Origin of the sequence: Pseudomonas sp. ADAK18 (assembly GCF_012935695.1) — a bacterium.
Classification (GTDB): Bacteria; Pseudomonadota; Gammaproteobacteria; order Pseudomonadales; family Pseudomonadaceae; genus Aquipseudomonas.
Genome location: NZ_CP052859.1, coordinates 5834824 through 5847261, shown reverse-complemented (window position 1 = coordinate 5847261; position 12438 = coordinate 5834824). Strand labels below are relative to the sequence as shown.

15 protein-coding genes and 1 tRNA gene are annotated in these 12438 nt (G+C 60.3%); 2 read left to right on the top strand and 14 right to left on the bottom strand.

Features of this window, described 5'->3' with window-relative positions:
• Positions 1–675, top strand: coding sequence for a response regulator (locus HKK55_RS26505; RefSeq protein WP_169357298.1), 675 nt, complete (start codon positions 1–3; stop codon positions 673–675).
• Here HKK55_RS26505 and HKK55_RS26500 read toward each other — a convergent pair.
• The 12 genes from HKK55_RS26500 to HKK55_RS26445 all read right to left on the bottom strand — a co-directional run bounded on the left by HKK55_RS26500 (position 672) and on the right by HKK55_RS26445 (position 10858).
• Positions 672–1886 (bottom strand): HDOD domain-containing protein, encoded by a 1215-nt coding sequence (locus HKK55_RS26500; protein ID WP_169357297.1) that lies wholly within the window; start codon positions 1884–1886, stop codon positions 672–674. The genes HKK55_RS26505 and HKK55_RS26500 overlap by 4 nt on opposite strands.
• Before the next feature lie 351 nt (positions 1887–2237).
• Positions 2238–3263, bottom strand: a complete 1026-nt coding sequence (locus HKK55_RS26495; protein ID WP_169353046.1) for an IS110 family transposase — start codon at positions 3261–3263, stop codon at positions 2238–2240.
• Between the two features lie 117 nt (positions 3264–3380).
• A complete protein-coding gene (gabT, locus tag HKK55_RS26490; RefSeq protein WP_169357296.1) occupies positions 3381–4658 on the bottom strand; it encodes a 4-aminobutyrate--2-oxoglutarate transaminase in 1278 nt (425 codons plus the stop codon).
• A 186-nt stretch (positions 4659–4844) separates the two neighbouring features.
• The gene (gene gabD, locus HKK55_RS26485) at positions 4845–6287 is read right to left on the bottom strand and encodes an NADP-dependent succinate-semialdehyde dehydrogenase (protein WP_155585418.1); all 1443 of its coding nucleotides are present in this window, start codon (positions 6285–6287) and stop codon (positions 4845–4847) included.
• A 293-nt stretch (positions 6288–6580) separates the two neighbouring features.
• Positions 6581–6895, bottom strand: coding sequence for a RebB family R body protein (locus tag HKK55_RS26480; RefSeq protein WP_003187551.1), 315 nt, complete (start codon positions 6893–6895; stop codon positions 6581–6583).
• 50 nt (positions 6896–6945) lie between these two features.
• Entirely contained in the window at positions 6946–7260 is a 315-nt protein-coding gene (locus tag HKK55_RS26475) for a RebB family R body protein (protein WP_005783676.1), read from the bottom strand.
• A gap of 83 nt (positions 7261–7343) precedes the next feature.
• On the bottom strand, positions 7344–7826 hold the full coding sequence (locus tag HKK55_RS26470) for a hypothetical protein (protein ID WP_169357295.1): 483 nt from the start codon (positions 7824–7826) through the stop codon (positions 7344–7346).
• 28 nt (positions 7827–7854) lie between these two features.
• The gene (locus tag HKK55_RS26465; RefSeq protein ID WP_169357294.1) at positions 7855–8493 is read right to left on the bottom strand and encodes a hypothetical protein; all 639 of its coding nucleotides are present in this window, start codon (positions 8491–8493) and stop codon (positions 7855–7857) included.
• A gap of 82 nt (positions 8494–8575) precedes the next feature.
• Positions 8576–9157 carry a hypothetical protein gene (locus HKK55_RS26460; RefSeq protein ID WP_169357293.1) on the bottom strand — a complete coding sequence of 194 codons (582 nt, stop codon included), beginning with the start codon at positions 9155–9157 and terminating at the stop codon, positions 8576–8578.
• A gap of 18 nt (positions 9158–9175) precedes the next feature.
• Positions 9176–9403, bottom strand: coding sequence for a RebB family R body protein (locus HKK55_RS26455; RefSeq protein ID WP_003187543.1), 228 nt, complete (start codon positions 9401–9403; stop codon positions 9176–9178).
• A 108-nt stretch (positions 9404–9511) separates the two neighbouring features.
• On the bottom strand, positions 9512–10054 hold the full coding sequence (locus tag HKK55_RS26450) for an RNA polymerase sigma factor (protein WP_169357292.1): 543 nt from the start codon (positions 10052–10054) through the stop codon (positions 9512–9514).
• Positions 10055–10141: 87 nt separating this feature from the next.
• A complete protein-coding gene (locus HKK55_RS26445; protein WP_169357291.1) occupies positions 10142–10858 on the bottom strand; it encodes a Crp/Fnr family transcriptional regulator in 717 nt (238 codons plus the stop codon).
• A gap of 215 nt (positions 10859–11073) precedes the next feature.
• Here HKK55_RS26445 and HKK55_RS26440 point away from each other — a divergent pair.
• Positions 11074–11150: transfer RNA gene (locus tag HKK55_RS26440), tRNA-Arg, on the top strand.
• Positions 11151–11210: 60 nt separating this feature from the next.
• Here the strand turns inward: HKK55_RS26440 and HKK55_RS26435 are convergent.
• Together HKK55_RS26435 and HKK55_RS26430 are read right to left on the bottom strand one after the other, a co-directional pair.
• Complete coding sequence (locus tag HKK55_RS26435) at positions 11211–11840, bottom strand: hypothetical protein (RefSeq protein ID WP_169357290.1); 630 nt, start codon at positions 11838–11840, stop codon at positions 11211–11213.
• Positions 11837–12409, bottom strand: a complete 573-nt coding sequence (locus tag HKK55_RS26430) for an RNA polymerase sigma factor (RefSeq protein ID WP_169357289.1) — start codon at positions 12407–12409, stop codon at positions 11837–11839. The genes HKK55_RS26435 and HKK55_RS26430 overlap by 4 nt, the downstream gene beginning before the upstream one ends.
• Positions 12410–12438 lie beyond the last annotated feature (29 nt).

The following is a 12438-nucleotide window of genomic DNA, read 5'->3' as shown; positions in this document are numbered from 1 at the left end:
ATGACTGTCGAAGCACCGATCCTGGTGGTTGAAGACGAGCCCAAGCTGGCCGCGTTGCTGCGGGACTACTTGGTCAACGAAGGATACGAGGTGAAGTGCCTGGATAACGGGCTGGATGTCGTGCCCGCCGTGGCAGTGTTCAACCCACGGCTGATCCTGCTGGACTTGATGCTGCCGGGGCGCGATGGCCTGGAGGTGTGCCGTGAGCTGCGCACGTTCAGCACAGTGCCGGTGATCATGATCACCGCCCGAGTCGAAGAAATCGACCGTCTGCTGGGGCTGGACCTGGGCGCCGACGACTATATCTGCAAACCGTTCAGCCCTCGGGAAGTTGTGGCCCGGGTCAAGGCTATCCTGCGGCGCGGAGCCTTGTTGGAAGCGCTTCCCACCCCACGCCTGTTCATCGACGAGGAACGTTATTGCGCCCAATTTGGCGGTATCGCCCTGGACCTGACACCGGTTGAACTGCGCCTGCTCAAGACCCTGGCGAACACCCCGGGACGGGTGTTTTCCCGTGATCAATTGCTGGACAGGTTGTACTTCGACCACCGGGTAGTCACTGACCGCACGGTGGACAGCCACATCCGCAACCTGCGCCGCAAACTGGAACATGCCTGCCCCGGCCAGGACCCGATTCGCTCGATCTACGGCGTGGGCTACAAGCTGGAACTTTAGCGCCTCGTGAGGCGCATCCGGGTCAGTTCCGGCAACCCGACCTTGAGCAACCGCGCGGCCTTGCTTTTGGCCAGGGCCTCGACGCCTTCATGCTCCGTCAGCCGCGCCAGTTGCGCGGCCATGTGCATCACCAGCGCTTCGCGGGAATACACCCCGCCCTCCAGTGAATAAACCGCCGCGATCAGCTGCCGCAACTCCAGAGGCAAGCGCCAGCGGGTGCGCAATGCCGAGCCGTAGCTGGCACCAAAGGTGAAGAGCGACTCGCCGATCAACTCGTCATCCAGCTCCCCGCCACCCTGGCGCCACTCCTGCAAGCAACGCAACAGCGCCAGGTCGCCGAGGCGATGCAGAATGCCGGCGCTGTAGCAGCGCTCGTGATCCAGGTCGAGCATGCGCGCCAGCGAGCGGGCGTACTCGGCGGTGCGTTGGGACAGTTGCCAGTGGCGCTCGGCGTAATCCACCAGGCCAGGGTCGCTCAAGATCACGTTGTGCTTGAGGGCCAGACCCAGGATCAGGTTCATGCTTTGCCCGGCCGCCAGCTTATGCAGCGCCATGGCCAGGGTTTGCACCGGCGTACCGTGATGGCCGGCGCTGTTGGCGGCGGCGATCAGTACAGCGGTGATTTGCGGGTCCACGCGCACCTGCTCTTCCAGGTGCCGGAGATCCAGGCCTTCCGGCTCAAGACTGTGTTGCACCGCCGTCTTGACGTCAACTCGCAACGGCGCGCCGTCGGACGTTTCCCGGCGGCGTTCGAGGAACACCGGCAAGGTCATGCCGGGCACCAGCGCCGGGACGTCGCAGTAGACCGTCTCGCCTTCGTTGAGCAGCAGATCTTGCAGACGCTGGGTGAGGCCTTCCATGTTCAAGGGCTTGGTCAGGTACGCCGTCGGCGCCAGGGGCAAGGCTTCGCGCACGCTGGCGCTGTCATTACGGGTACTGAGCAGGATAAACGGCAACGCCGGGGACCGTCGTTGCTGGCGTACGCTGCGCAACAGGCTCAAGCCGTCGACACCGGGTAGCTCCCAGTCGGCAATGATCAGGTCGTAGGTTTTTTCACTCAGCATCAAGGCCGCTTGCTGGCCATCGGCACACAGATCCAGCCGCGCGTCGCAGCGCACATTCAACAGCACCTGCTTGAGCAGATCCCGCGACCAGGGATCGGCCTCGGCAATCAGCACACGGGGTACAGCCGGTAAATCAACAGCAGTCATCCAGCACGCTCCATCGGCAATGCTTGCACCTTAGACAAAGGAGCCGCCCACGTACAAGGAACAACGCCTGAATACAGAGCATCCACCATGAAAAATCTATGGTCACCCCCATTTTTGCAATACTGATTAACGGGTGGTGTGGTTGGCTTGCTTAAATCTATCCGGCGTCTGTTTGGGGCATGCCCCAGCGCCACGATGAGAGTCGCGCCTGACGATCCTTAAAAACCCGTCGGCTTCTGAAGCCGATTTTTATGTCAGGATCTTCGCCAGGCCGGTGTGCCGTTCACATCATCTGTTGTTCAGCTATCGCAAAACCTGAAGGTGAATCGTGGTACTGCAACAACCGCGGGGTCAGGCGTTCAAGGCGTCTGGCCCTGCTTCATATTGCGTATGGTGAGCGGCTATCGCCCAAGCGATACGCGCCAGTTTGTTAGCCAGGGCACAGGCCACGACATTCGAATGTCGTCGACTTAGCAATGAGCGCACCCAATCGGCCAAGGCGCCTTTTTGGTGCTCCAGATTTTGCATATAGACCCTGGAACACTGCACCAACAGTTGTCGCAGGTGCTTGTCACCACGCTTGCTGATTCCCAGCAAGTTGGCCTTGCCACCGGTGCTGTACTGTCTGGGCACCAAGCCCACTGAGGCGGCAAAGTCCCGACTGCATCGGTACTGCTTGCCGTCGCCCATTTCTACAGCCAGCAGGCTGGCGGTGATCGGGCCGACACATGGAAGACTCAGCAAACGACTGCCCAGATCATCGTCGGCCAGTTGGCCCGCCAGCTCTTTGTCCAAGACCTTGATTTGCTCATCCAGGTAGGCAAAGTGGTCGTGCAGGCGTTGCAACAATATCGTCAGACGAACGGGTAATTCATGCTCGGCCAAGGCGCTCGCCAGACGCTTCATGATGGCCAACCCTTTGGGCAGACTGATCCCAAACTCCAGCAGGAAACCGTGCATCTGATTAGCCGTTTTGGTGCGGTCATGCACCAGCGATTCGCGCATCCGGTGTAGCACGGACAGGGTTTGCTGGGATTCGGTTTTAGGCGTGACGAAGCGCATAGATGGGCGCGAAGCGGCTTCGCAGATTGCCTCAGCGTCGACAAAGTCGTTTTTATTGCCCTTGACGAAGGGCTTAACGAACTGCGGAGAAATCAGCTTGGCCGTGTGCCCCATTGCCGCCAACTGACGAGCAACATAGTGCGACCCCGCACAGGCCTCCATCACCACGATACAGCTCGGCGAGTTGCCGAAAAACTGCATCATTTGCGTCCGTGAGCATTTTTTGCGAAACACCTCACAGCCCGACTTATCCTGGCCGTGCAGGTGGAAAGTATGTTTGCCGAGATCGATACCGATCAGTGCTGACTCGCTCATGATGATGGCCTCCGAAAACAAAACACCCCGTGAAAGCGTAGCCCTCACAGGGTGTTGGGGGTGACCATCTCATTAACCCGCCGAAGCGGGTTTTTTGTCGATCAGGTCACTGTTCGATCACAGCTCGGAGAAGCACTCTTCGATGATCGCCAGGCCTTTGTCCAACTGCTCGTCCGGCGAAGTCAGCGGAACCAGTACGCGCAATACGTTGCCGTAGGTGCCGCAGGACAGCAGGATCAAACCCTTGTCGCGCGCCTTGGCCACCACGGAGGCGACGGCTGCGGCGTTCGGCTTGTGGGTGTCGCCGTCCTCGAACAGCTCGACTGCGATCATCGCGCCCAGGGCACGCACTTCACCGATCACCGGGTACTTGGCCTGGATGGCTTTCAGGCCAGTCACCAGGCGCTCGCCCACGGCCTTGCAGCGGTCCAGCAGGTGCTCTTCTTCAAACACTTCCATCACGGCCAGGGCCGCGGCGCAAGCGATCGGGCTACCGGCGTAGGTGCCGCCCAGGCCACCGGGTGCAATGGCGTCCATGTATTCAGCCTTGCCACACACACCGGCCAGCGGGAAGCCGCCAGCGATGGATTTGGCGAAGGTGGTCAGGTCGGCGGCAACGCCCATCTGTTCCATGGCAAAGAAGGTACCGGTACGGCCGGCGCCGGTTTGCACTTCGTCGGCGATCAGCAGGATGCCGTGCTTGTCGCACAGTTCGCGCAGGCGCTTCATGAAGGCTTTAGGCGCGACGTAGAAACCGCCTTCGCCCTGGACCGGTTCGATGATGATCGCGGCGATGTCACGCGGCTCGGCATCGTTTTTGAAGACGCGTTCGATGCTGGCGATGGAATCATCCACGCTCACACCGTGCAGTTCGTTCGGGTACAGCGCGCGGAATATACCGCCTGGCATCAGGCCCATGCCGGCCGAGTACGGTGCGACTTTACCGGTCAGGCCCAGGGTCATCATGGTGCGACCGTGGTACGCGCCGGTGAAGGCAATCACGCCGGCACGGCCAGTGGCGGCGCGGGCGATTTTCACGGCGTTTTCTACCGCTTCGGAACCGGTGGTGACCAGCAGGGTTTTCTTGGCGAAATCACCTGGCACCTTGGCGTTCACTTTCTCGCACAATTCCACGTAAGGCTCGTAGGCCAGTACCTGGAAACAGGTGTGCGTCAGCTTGTTCAACTGCGCGGTCACGGCAGCGATGATTTTCGGATGCAGGTGACCGGTGTTCAGCACGGCGATACCGCCGGCGAAGTCGATGAACTCGCGACCTTCAACGTCGGTCACGGTGGCGTTCTTTGCCGACTCGGCGAAGATCGGGTGAATCTGGCCAACACCGCGCGGTACAGCGGCTTCGCGGCGTTTCATCAGGGAAGCGTTGGTCTTGCTCATCAAAAAAGTCCTCATGCGCCGCTCATCGGGCGGCGTGGTCCAAGGAATACGTGGCGGGGAGGCAACTACGGCAGCATGCGATGATCGACTGCCACAGCTTTCCCGGCCACTTCGAATAACGTTTTGAAGCACGCAAAGGGACAGCGCTCTCGTGCCCTTTGCGTTTGAAGCAATGCCTTGCCGGGTTTAGATGCCCAGGCAGAGGTATTTGATTTCCAGGTAATCCTCGATCCCGTACTTGGAACCTTCACGGCCCAGGCCCGAAGCCTTGATGCCGCCGAACGGCGCCACTTCGTTGGAGATCAACCCGGTGTTGACGCCGACCATGCCGTATTCCAGGGCTTCAGCCACACGGAACACACGGCCCAGGTCACGGGCGTAGAAGTAGGACGCCAGGCCGAACTCGGTGTCGTTGGACATGGCGATCACTTCAGCTTCGTCTTTGAAGCGGAACAACGGTGCCAATGGGCCGAAGGTTTCTTCCTTGGCCACGGCGGCGTTTTTCGGCACGTTGACCAGAATGGTCGGCTCGAAGAAGTTGCCTTCCATCACCTTGCCGCCCGCCAGCAGGGTAGCGCCTTTGCTCAGGGCGTCAGCGATGTGTTCCTGAACCTTGGCCACCGCTTTTTCGTCGATCAGCGGGCCCGTGGTGGTGCCTTCTTCCAGACCGTTACCGATCTTGAGCTTGGCCACCGCCACTTTGAGTTTCTCGGCGAACGCGTCGTACACCGAATCCTGGATGTACAGGCGGTTGGCACAGACGCAGGTCTGGCCGTTGTTGCGGTACTTGGAGATGATCGCGCCTTCGACGGCCTTATCCAGGTCTGCGTCGTCGAACACGATGAACGGCGCGTTGCCGCCCAGTTCCAGGGAAACCTTCTTGATGTCCTTGGCGCATTCAGCCATCAGCTGACGACCGATTTCGGTGGAGCCGGTGAAGGACAGCTTGCGCACGATCGGGTTGCTGGTCAGCTCGCTACCGATGTCACCGGCGCTGCCGGAGACCACGCTGAACACCCCTTTTGGAATACCGGCACGCTGGGCCAGCTCAGCCAGGGCGAACGCGGAAAACGGCGTTTGCGACGCAGGCTTGAGGACCATGGTACAACCGGCAGCCAGGGCTGGGCCGGCTTTACGGGTGATCATCGCGGCCGGGAAGTTCCACGGCGTAATGGCTGCGGTCACACCAATCGGCTGCTTGATCACGATCAGGCGTTTGTCGGGCTGGTGGCCGGGAATCACATCACCGTAGACGCGCTTGGCTTCTTCGGCGAACCACTCGATGAACGAGGCGGCGTAGACGATTTCGCCCTTGGCTTCAGCCAGCGGCTTGCCTTGCTCCAGGGTCATCAGACGAGCCAGGTCGTCCTGGTTCTCGATGATCAGTTCAAACCAGCGACGCAGCTTGTTGGCGCGGTCCTTGGCGGTCAGGGCACGCCAGGCCGGCAGGGCCTTGTCGGCCGCTTCGATGGCGCGGCGGGTTTCGGCAGCGCCCATCTTCGGCACGGTGCCCAGGATTTCGCCGGTCGCGGGGTTATTAACCTTGATCGTTTGACCGTTGTCCGCATCAACCCAAGCGCCATCAATAAAGGCTTGCTGGCGGAACAACTGGGTGTCTTTAAGCTGCATGTCGGCTTTCCTTAACAGCACCGCGCGCGCGCGGAGCAAATTAGAGTTGTTGAAAGGCGCCTTTCGGGCTGCCGTCAGGGAAATCAGTCACTGGGCGCAAGCAAGTACATAGCGCACGGGAGACAGAGCGTTTGAAATCTCAAACGAATCCTAGGATCAATGGGGGTAAAGGACAATAGTCTGTTCGAAAAAAAGAACGTAAACGACGCATTTGCCCCACCTTTCAGATCAAACGCACAAACGACAACGCCCCCATCGCCAGTTGGCGACGGGGGCGTTGGGGCGCCTACGACTTACGGCTGGAACGACTTGAGCACGGCCAGCAAGCTGGTCAGGTTGTCGGCCACGCCGCCCTGGGCGACTTTTTCGGTGGCTGCGGCGCCAGCCGTGGTGTCGACACTGTAGATCTGCATCACGCCCTGGTTGGTAGCCGCCTGGGCCAAGGTGTTTTGCTGTTGCTGGGCCGAGACCGAGTTCTGGAACAGAATCGCGGTGGCCTGACCCATGGACTGATAAATGGTACTCATGGCCATGGCCGGCGATTCGGCAACGACCTTGACGTTGGTCTGGGTGACGGCATCGGTGATTTGCGGGCTGACTGTACTCATGGTTGGAACTCCTGGTTTTAGAAAGAACAACATCCGTTAACGCTCAGCCATTAAGGCTGGAACGACTTGAGCACGGTCAGAAGGCTGGTGAGGTTATCCGACACCCCGCCCTGGGCGACCTTCTCGGTGGCGGCGGCACCGGCGGTGGTGTCGACACTGTAGATCTGCATCACGCCCTGGTTGGTAGCCGCCTGGGCCAGGGTGTTTTGTTGTTGTTGGGCCGACACTGCGTTCTGGAACAGAATCGCCGTGGCCTGGGCCATGGATTGGTAGATGGTGCTCATCGCCATCGCTGGCGATTCGGCCACCACTTTGACGTTGGTCTGGGTGACCGCGTCGGTGATTTGCTCGTTTACAAATGCCATGATCAATTTCCTTATTTAGTACACGGAGCATTCCGTGTTCATCAATGAACGTTGCAAAACAGCTGGTGTGAAGCGGGTCGAAATCAACTTTCCGTACGCTGGCTGTGCTGCTCGCTCAACTGGCCAAGGGTCGATTCAATTTGCGCAATCAACTCTTTCATTTGCACATCAATAGCGGCTTTGACTTCCTGTCTGATCTGCTCGGACCACTGCTCCTTGAAGGAGCGCTCAGCCTGCTCCGGCGTACCCGGTGAAGCCTGCGGCTGCTGCGCCTTGAGCCATTGCTGAATCAACGCTTCACGCTGCTCAGCGGTTTGCCGGAGGGTGTTTTCAGTGACCTTGGCCCGTTCGAGCAGCTCACTGGTACGCACACGTTCAGCTTCGATCAACTGGCTCGTCTGCTCCCGGGCCTGATCGATGAGCGCCTGCGAGGTGCCGGCAAAGGTCTGCGGCCTGCTGCGCACCAGTGCTTCCAGTACTTGCCGGTCGCCGGGCGTCAGCGGCAGTTCAAGGGCTTCGGCCAGGCGGTAGATATCCGCCACGGGGTTGTGTTCGGGCTGGGCCATTTCGCTCTCCTGGGCCGTGGATGGGCCGCTAAAGCCGCACCTCAATGTTGTCTTGCCAAAAGCCGGCGAAGTAGAAGTCTTCGTCATTGTCACAACTGGAGGCCAGTTCCCACGGGGTCATGACGGTGGGCCGCGTGTCGAAAATCGGCGCAGGCACCGGTAGCAGGTTGGCGTTGGTGTAGAGGTTGCCCACCTCGTACGCGTTGGCGACAAACTGCGAACAGAACGCCGCGTTGCTGATGGACACCGACTCGTTGATCCGGCTCATGATGCCGGGCTCGTAGGCCGACAGCTTGAAGATCGACAGCATCGCGTTCCACTTGCTGTAGCGCCCACTGATGTCCTTGTTGACCACATCGCCGTAGAACTGGCCGGCGGCATAGGCGGCAGCGTTTGCCAGATCGGGTTCCGTGCAAGTAAAGACCATCGCCCCACGGGGCGGGGTTTCACTGCTCAGGTCGGTCAGTTGAATGCCATCGCCGACACTTTCGATCACGTGGGTGGCATCTACGGCAATGGCCGCATGCACCACCGGCACGTTGGGATCGCCTGTACCGAAGATTTTGGCTTTGAGCCATTGGCCCGCCCGAATAAAGGCACGGGGAATGCTGGTAGGCACGTTGTCATCCACTTGCGCCACTGAAAAAACAATATCTCCAGGCTGCATGATGTCGCTCCTCATTTAAGAAAAGTTGCTTTCAAGTTGCTGTTGCACGATTCCAGAAGGGTTCTGGAACCTGATGCTCGGTCTACGCCGCCGGCGCGGCGCGATTGGCCAGGGTGCTGCTGTACTTGGCGATGCTCTGGTCGATCTTGTCGATCGCCACGCTGGCGGCTTCGGCCTCCATCGCACCCGCAGCAGCCGCTACGGCTGCGGCCGCACCCACCAGCAGGTCGGTGGCCAGCGCACCCAAGGCGTCCTCGGCCGCTTTGCCGGGTTGGTTTGCAACGATGTTTTTGGTCATCTGCTCCAGCAATACCGCCTGAGCAGCGAGGGCAAGTTTGGTGACCCCGTCGAAGTACCCCGCCGCCGACTGCGCCACCAACCCGGCGGCCTGGCTGATCATCATGTCGGCGGCCACGGCGATCTGTGCCGGGGCATAGGCGTAGTTCTGCGCATTGGTGAACTGCACGGCCTGGACGATCTGGCTGTTGAGCGCTGCCGTGCTGTCAGCCGACGGCGTGCTCGCTTGATTGAGCAAGTGCTCGTTCATGCGCGCCATGATCGAGCGCGGGGCTGCTACCGTCGGGCTGGCAGGTGCCGTGGCAGCCGGATCGGCAGCAGGCGGCGGTTCGGGGGTAGCGGGCTTCTTTCTGCTAAACCACGACATGATGCGGCTCCCCAGGGCTCAACCCTTCTCGCCAATTTGCATGATCAACGCGACCGCCTTGGAGATCACCGCATTGGAAATCTGATTCATGGCTTGTTGGCTGTTGACCGCGTTCTGCAAAGACAGGCCGGCCGCACTGCTGGCCACCTGGTACAGCGATGCGATGGCCTGGGCCGGCGCCTCGGCAACCACCTTGACGTTGGTTTGGGTGACAGCATCGGTAATCTGGCTGTTGACCTCTGTCATACATCTCTCCTTGATGGAATCGACCCGGCGAGGATGCCGGCGGTTAGCGCGTGGGGCGTGAAGTGCTCATTGAACTAGAACGCGCCACGAAGAAGGTTGTGAACGCGATCAGCGCAACGCCGCCCGCAACAGCTGTACCCGCTTGCGTACCAGGGGCAGGCCGATCCCCAGCTCGGCGGCGATTTGCGGATAAGGCAGGTCATCAACAAAGCGCATTTCAAACAGCTGGCGCTGCAACAACGGCAGCTTTGCTACCCGCAGATCGACCTGGGCCAAGCGCTCACACTGCTCGGTAAGTTCCAGCACCGAGGCACAGGGAGCGGCAAGAATGACCTGGTGATCGTGCTCAAGATCGACCGAATAATCGAACAGTCGCCCTTCGCGTTTGCTGCGCCGCAGACTGTCGAGAAACACGTGATCGAGTACCAGAAACAAAAAACCCTGAGGATCGCGAATGCGCTCCGGCGAACGTCGGAAAAACAGCAACGCCTTAACCGCCGTGGCCGACAACCACTCCTGGCCCAGCTCCAGATTGCCCTTGGCGCGGCAGATCGCCCGACGCTTGAGTTCGACGTGCACCGCGCGCCAACTGGCCTCAAACAAACGATCAGCCGGTGCTACTGTGCGTTCTTGCAGCGTCAATATCCCCATCGCCAGCACTCCCTGTGCGTCCTTGATGAGGTACCAGTCTGTGAGAGGGTTCAGGGGGGCGCTGTTACCTAGGGAACACAGCGACAATTAATTTAACGGGCAGGCCTTTCGACGAAGGTGTTCAAGGTCGTTGATCACCATCCGCTCAAGCTTGCCGCTGATCAGCCCACTGCGGCGCCACAGTTGCAACTGCACATTGAGCTTGGGCCGACTGGTGTTGAGCATTGACGCCAACACCCCCTGGCTCGCGGGCAAACTGACACAGGGCAATGCCATGGCGAGATCGATTTCGTCCATGTTCGCCAACAGAAACCGTGCCAGCCGCGACTCCAACCGATGCAGGCACACCAGCTCAAGCAAATCGATGACTTTGAGCAAACGCACCATCATCAACATCAACAAACGCCGCAGGAACACCGGCTCTTCGAACAGCAGCGCAAAATGCCGTCGGCCCAACTGCAGCACCCGCGTCGGCCCGCTGACAAAGGTCGAACACTCGCGCCCATGCCCTTCGATCAACGCCGACTCCCCCACCACCTGTCCAGGCCCTACGCTACCGATGATCTGCTCACGACCATCCGGGCCATGCAGCAGCGAATACACCCGGCCTTCCACCACCAACGCAACAAATTCGGCCGTGTCATCCTTGAAATAGAGCAGTTCACGATCGACCAATGTTCGCTCCACCATATGGTTCGCGACGTAGTGCAGAAGATGTTCCGGCATCCCCCGGAATAAATCGGAGCGCGCCAACAATGTTTGTCGTAACGGGAGATCGAGCATCACGGTTCCTTTGGAATGCATGCGTTCACCTGGCCTGACAGGAAAATGCCGCGCCAAACGCGGCAGAAGGGGCTTTGAAGCCAACAGAGCAAAGCAAACAAAGGGACGTCCGGCGCACGGACTTGTGAATGCTAGGCAGCGACGGGACCGCTTGGAGCCGCAACAGCCGGTAATCGCCGCGGCAAAAACCGGCATGGACGCCTAAGGCCGACATGGGTATGATGTCGCCCGCACAAGCATCCGTAGCTCAGCTGGATAGAGTACTGCCCTCCGAAGGCAGGGGTCGTGGGTTCGAATCCCGCCGGGTGCACCAGATACAAACGAAAAAGCCCCAGGTCGAAAGACCTGGGGCTTTTTTGTGGCCGCCGTTTATTTATTGCTTTTGCAACGCCTCCAACCGAGCCGGCAGGTCTTCCTGGGGAAAGCGTCTATACAACGCCAGGAGCTGTTCATCGGCCGCCTTGGTCTCACCCGCCTGGCGCAGGCGCACGATTTCCTGAAGTCCTTGTTCCAGGGACTGTGGCTTGACTGTCATTCGCTTGCTCATTTTCGCCCTAGACGCATCCGCCATGGCACCCGCGACCTCAGCCTGAACCTGCGCACTGTCGGCCTGAGGCGCCATAGCAAACCCGGCAGGCGCAGCGGGTGCTGCCGGGGCGGGTGCTGGTGCATACAGGACCGGGCGGGCCAGTTCACGGAAGTTGGCGGAGTGGTCCCGCAGTGCGGGCGCAGAGAGTTCGGTGTCAGGCACCGGTGAGCGCACGACCAGGCCAATCATCAGCGCTACACCGGCAACAGTGGCAAATGCCATCTGCCAGCGCGGCCGTTGGCAGGCTTGCAGCCACCGCTGCAACAGGCTGGGCTTGGGCACAGGAGCTTCGCGGTGAGCGGTAGCCAGGATGAAGGCGTCCAGCGATGCCGGCGGCTCGCCACTGGCGTGTTGACGAAAATGCTGGATCAGCACCTCGTCGGCGGGATCCGGGGTATGTCGGGAGTCAGTCATGCGGGTACCTCCTCGGCCAGCAGTCGACGCAATTTCTGCTGGGCGTAACGCAAGCGGCTTTTGACCGTTTCCAGTGGCGCGCCGATCAAGGCGGCAATTTGCGGCACTTCAAGATCGCCGTGCAGACGCAGCAGAAATACTTCGCGCTGGTCTTCGGGCAAGTCTTGCAGGGCAGCGTCCAGGCGGCCCTGATCACGGCTCAGGCTTAACTGCTGCTCGGGGCCGGCGGTGTCGTCGGGCTGGGCGTGAAGCTGCTCATCGTAGCTGTCATGCAACGGGTTGTGGGTGCCGTGTTTGCGCCAATGATCGATCAGGCGGTTGCGGGCAATCTGGAACAGCCAGGTCCGAAAGCTCGCCCGGCCCTGAGGCTGGGTGCTGCTGCGGATCAGGCTGAGCCAGGTCTCCTGGAACACTTCTTCAGCCAGTTCGGCCTTGTTGCTCAGGCCCACAAGGAAACGGTACAGGCCCAGTCGATGCCGCGCATACAGGGCTTCGAAAGCAGCCCCATCGCCGTTGCGGTAGCGGGCCAGCAGCGCTTCGTCGCTGGGTGGATCAATCGAAGCAGGCATGTAGGTGGCGAACTCCTTTCGGTGCAGGG

Coding starts and splice junctions, on each gene's coding strand:
- HKK55_RS26505 (WP_169357298.1), top strand. CDS start 1: ATGACTGTCGAAGCACCGATCCTGGTGGTTGAAGACGAGCCCAAGCTG.
- HKK55_RS26500 (WP_169357297.1), bottom strand. CDS start 1,886: ATGACTGCTGTTGATTTACCGGCTGTACCCCGTGTGCTGATTGCCGAG.
- HKK55_RS26450 (WP_169357292.1), bottom strand. CDS start 10,054: ATGGGGATATTGACGCTGCAAGAACGCACAGTAGCACCGGCTGATCGT.
- gabT (WP_169357296.1), bottom strand. CDS start 4,658: ATGAGCAAGACCAACGCTTCCCTGATGAAACGCCGCGAAGCCGCTGTA.
- gabD (WP_155585418.1), bottom strand. CDS start 6,287: ATGCAGCTTAAAGACACCCAGTTGTTCCGCCAGCAAGCCTTTATTGAT.
- HKK55_RS26465 (WP_169357294.1), bottom strand. CDS start 8,493: ATGCAGCCTGGAGATATTGTTTTTTCAGTGGCGCAAGTGGATGACAAC.
- HKK55_RS26475 (WP_005783676.1), bottom strand. CDS start 7,260: ATGGCATTTGTAAACGAGCAAATCACCGACGCGGTCACCCAGACCAAC.
- HKK55_RS26430 (WP_169357289.1), bottom strand. CDS start 12,409: ATGCCTGCTTCGATTGATCCACCCAGCGACGAAGCGCTGCTGGCCCGC.
- HKK55_RS26455 (WP_003187543.1), bottom strand. CDS start 9,403: ATGACAGAGGTCAACAGCCAGATTACCGATGCTGTCACCCAAACCAAC.
- HKK55_RS26435 (WP_169357290.1), bottom strand. CDS start 11,840: ATGACTGACTCCCGACATACCCCGGATCCCGCCGACGAGGTGCTGATC.
- HKK55_RS26495 (WP_169353046.1), bottom strand. CDS start 3,263: ATGAGCGAGTCAGCACTGATCGGTATCGATCTCGGCAAACATACTTTC.
- HKK55_RS26445 (WP_169357291.1), bottom strand. CDS start 10,858: ATGCATTCCAAAGGAACCGTGATGCTCGATCTCCCGTTACGACAAACA.
- HKK55_RS26470 (WP_169357295.1), bottom strand. CDS start 7,826: ATGGCCCAGCCCGAACACAACCCCGTGGCGGATATCTACCGCCTGGCC.
- HKK55_RS26460 (WP_169357293.1), bottom strand. CDS start 9,157: ATGTCGTGGTTTAGCAGAAAGAAGCCCGCTACCCCCGAACCGCCGCCT.
- HKK55_RS26480 (WP_003187551.1), bottom strand. CDS start 6,895: ATGAGTACAGTCAGCCCGCAAATCACCGATGCCGTCACCCAGACCAAC.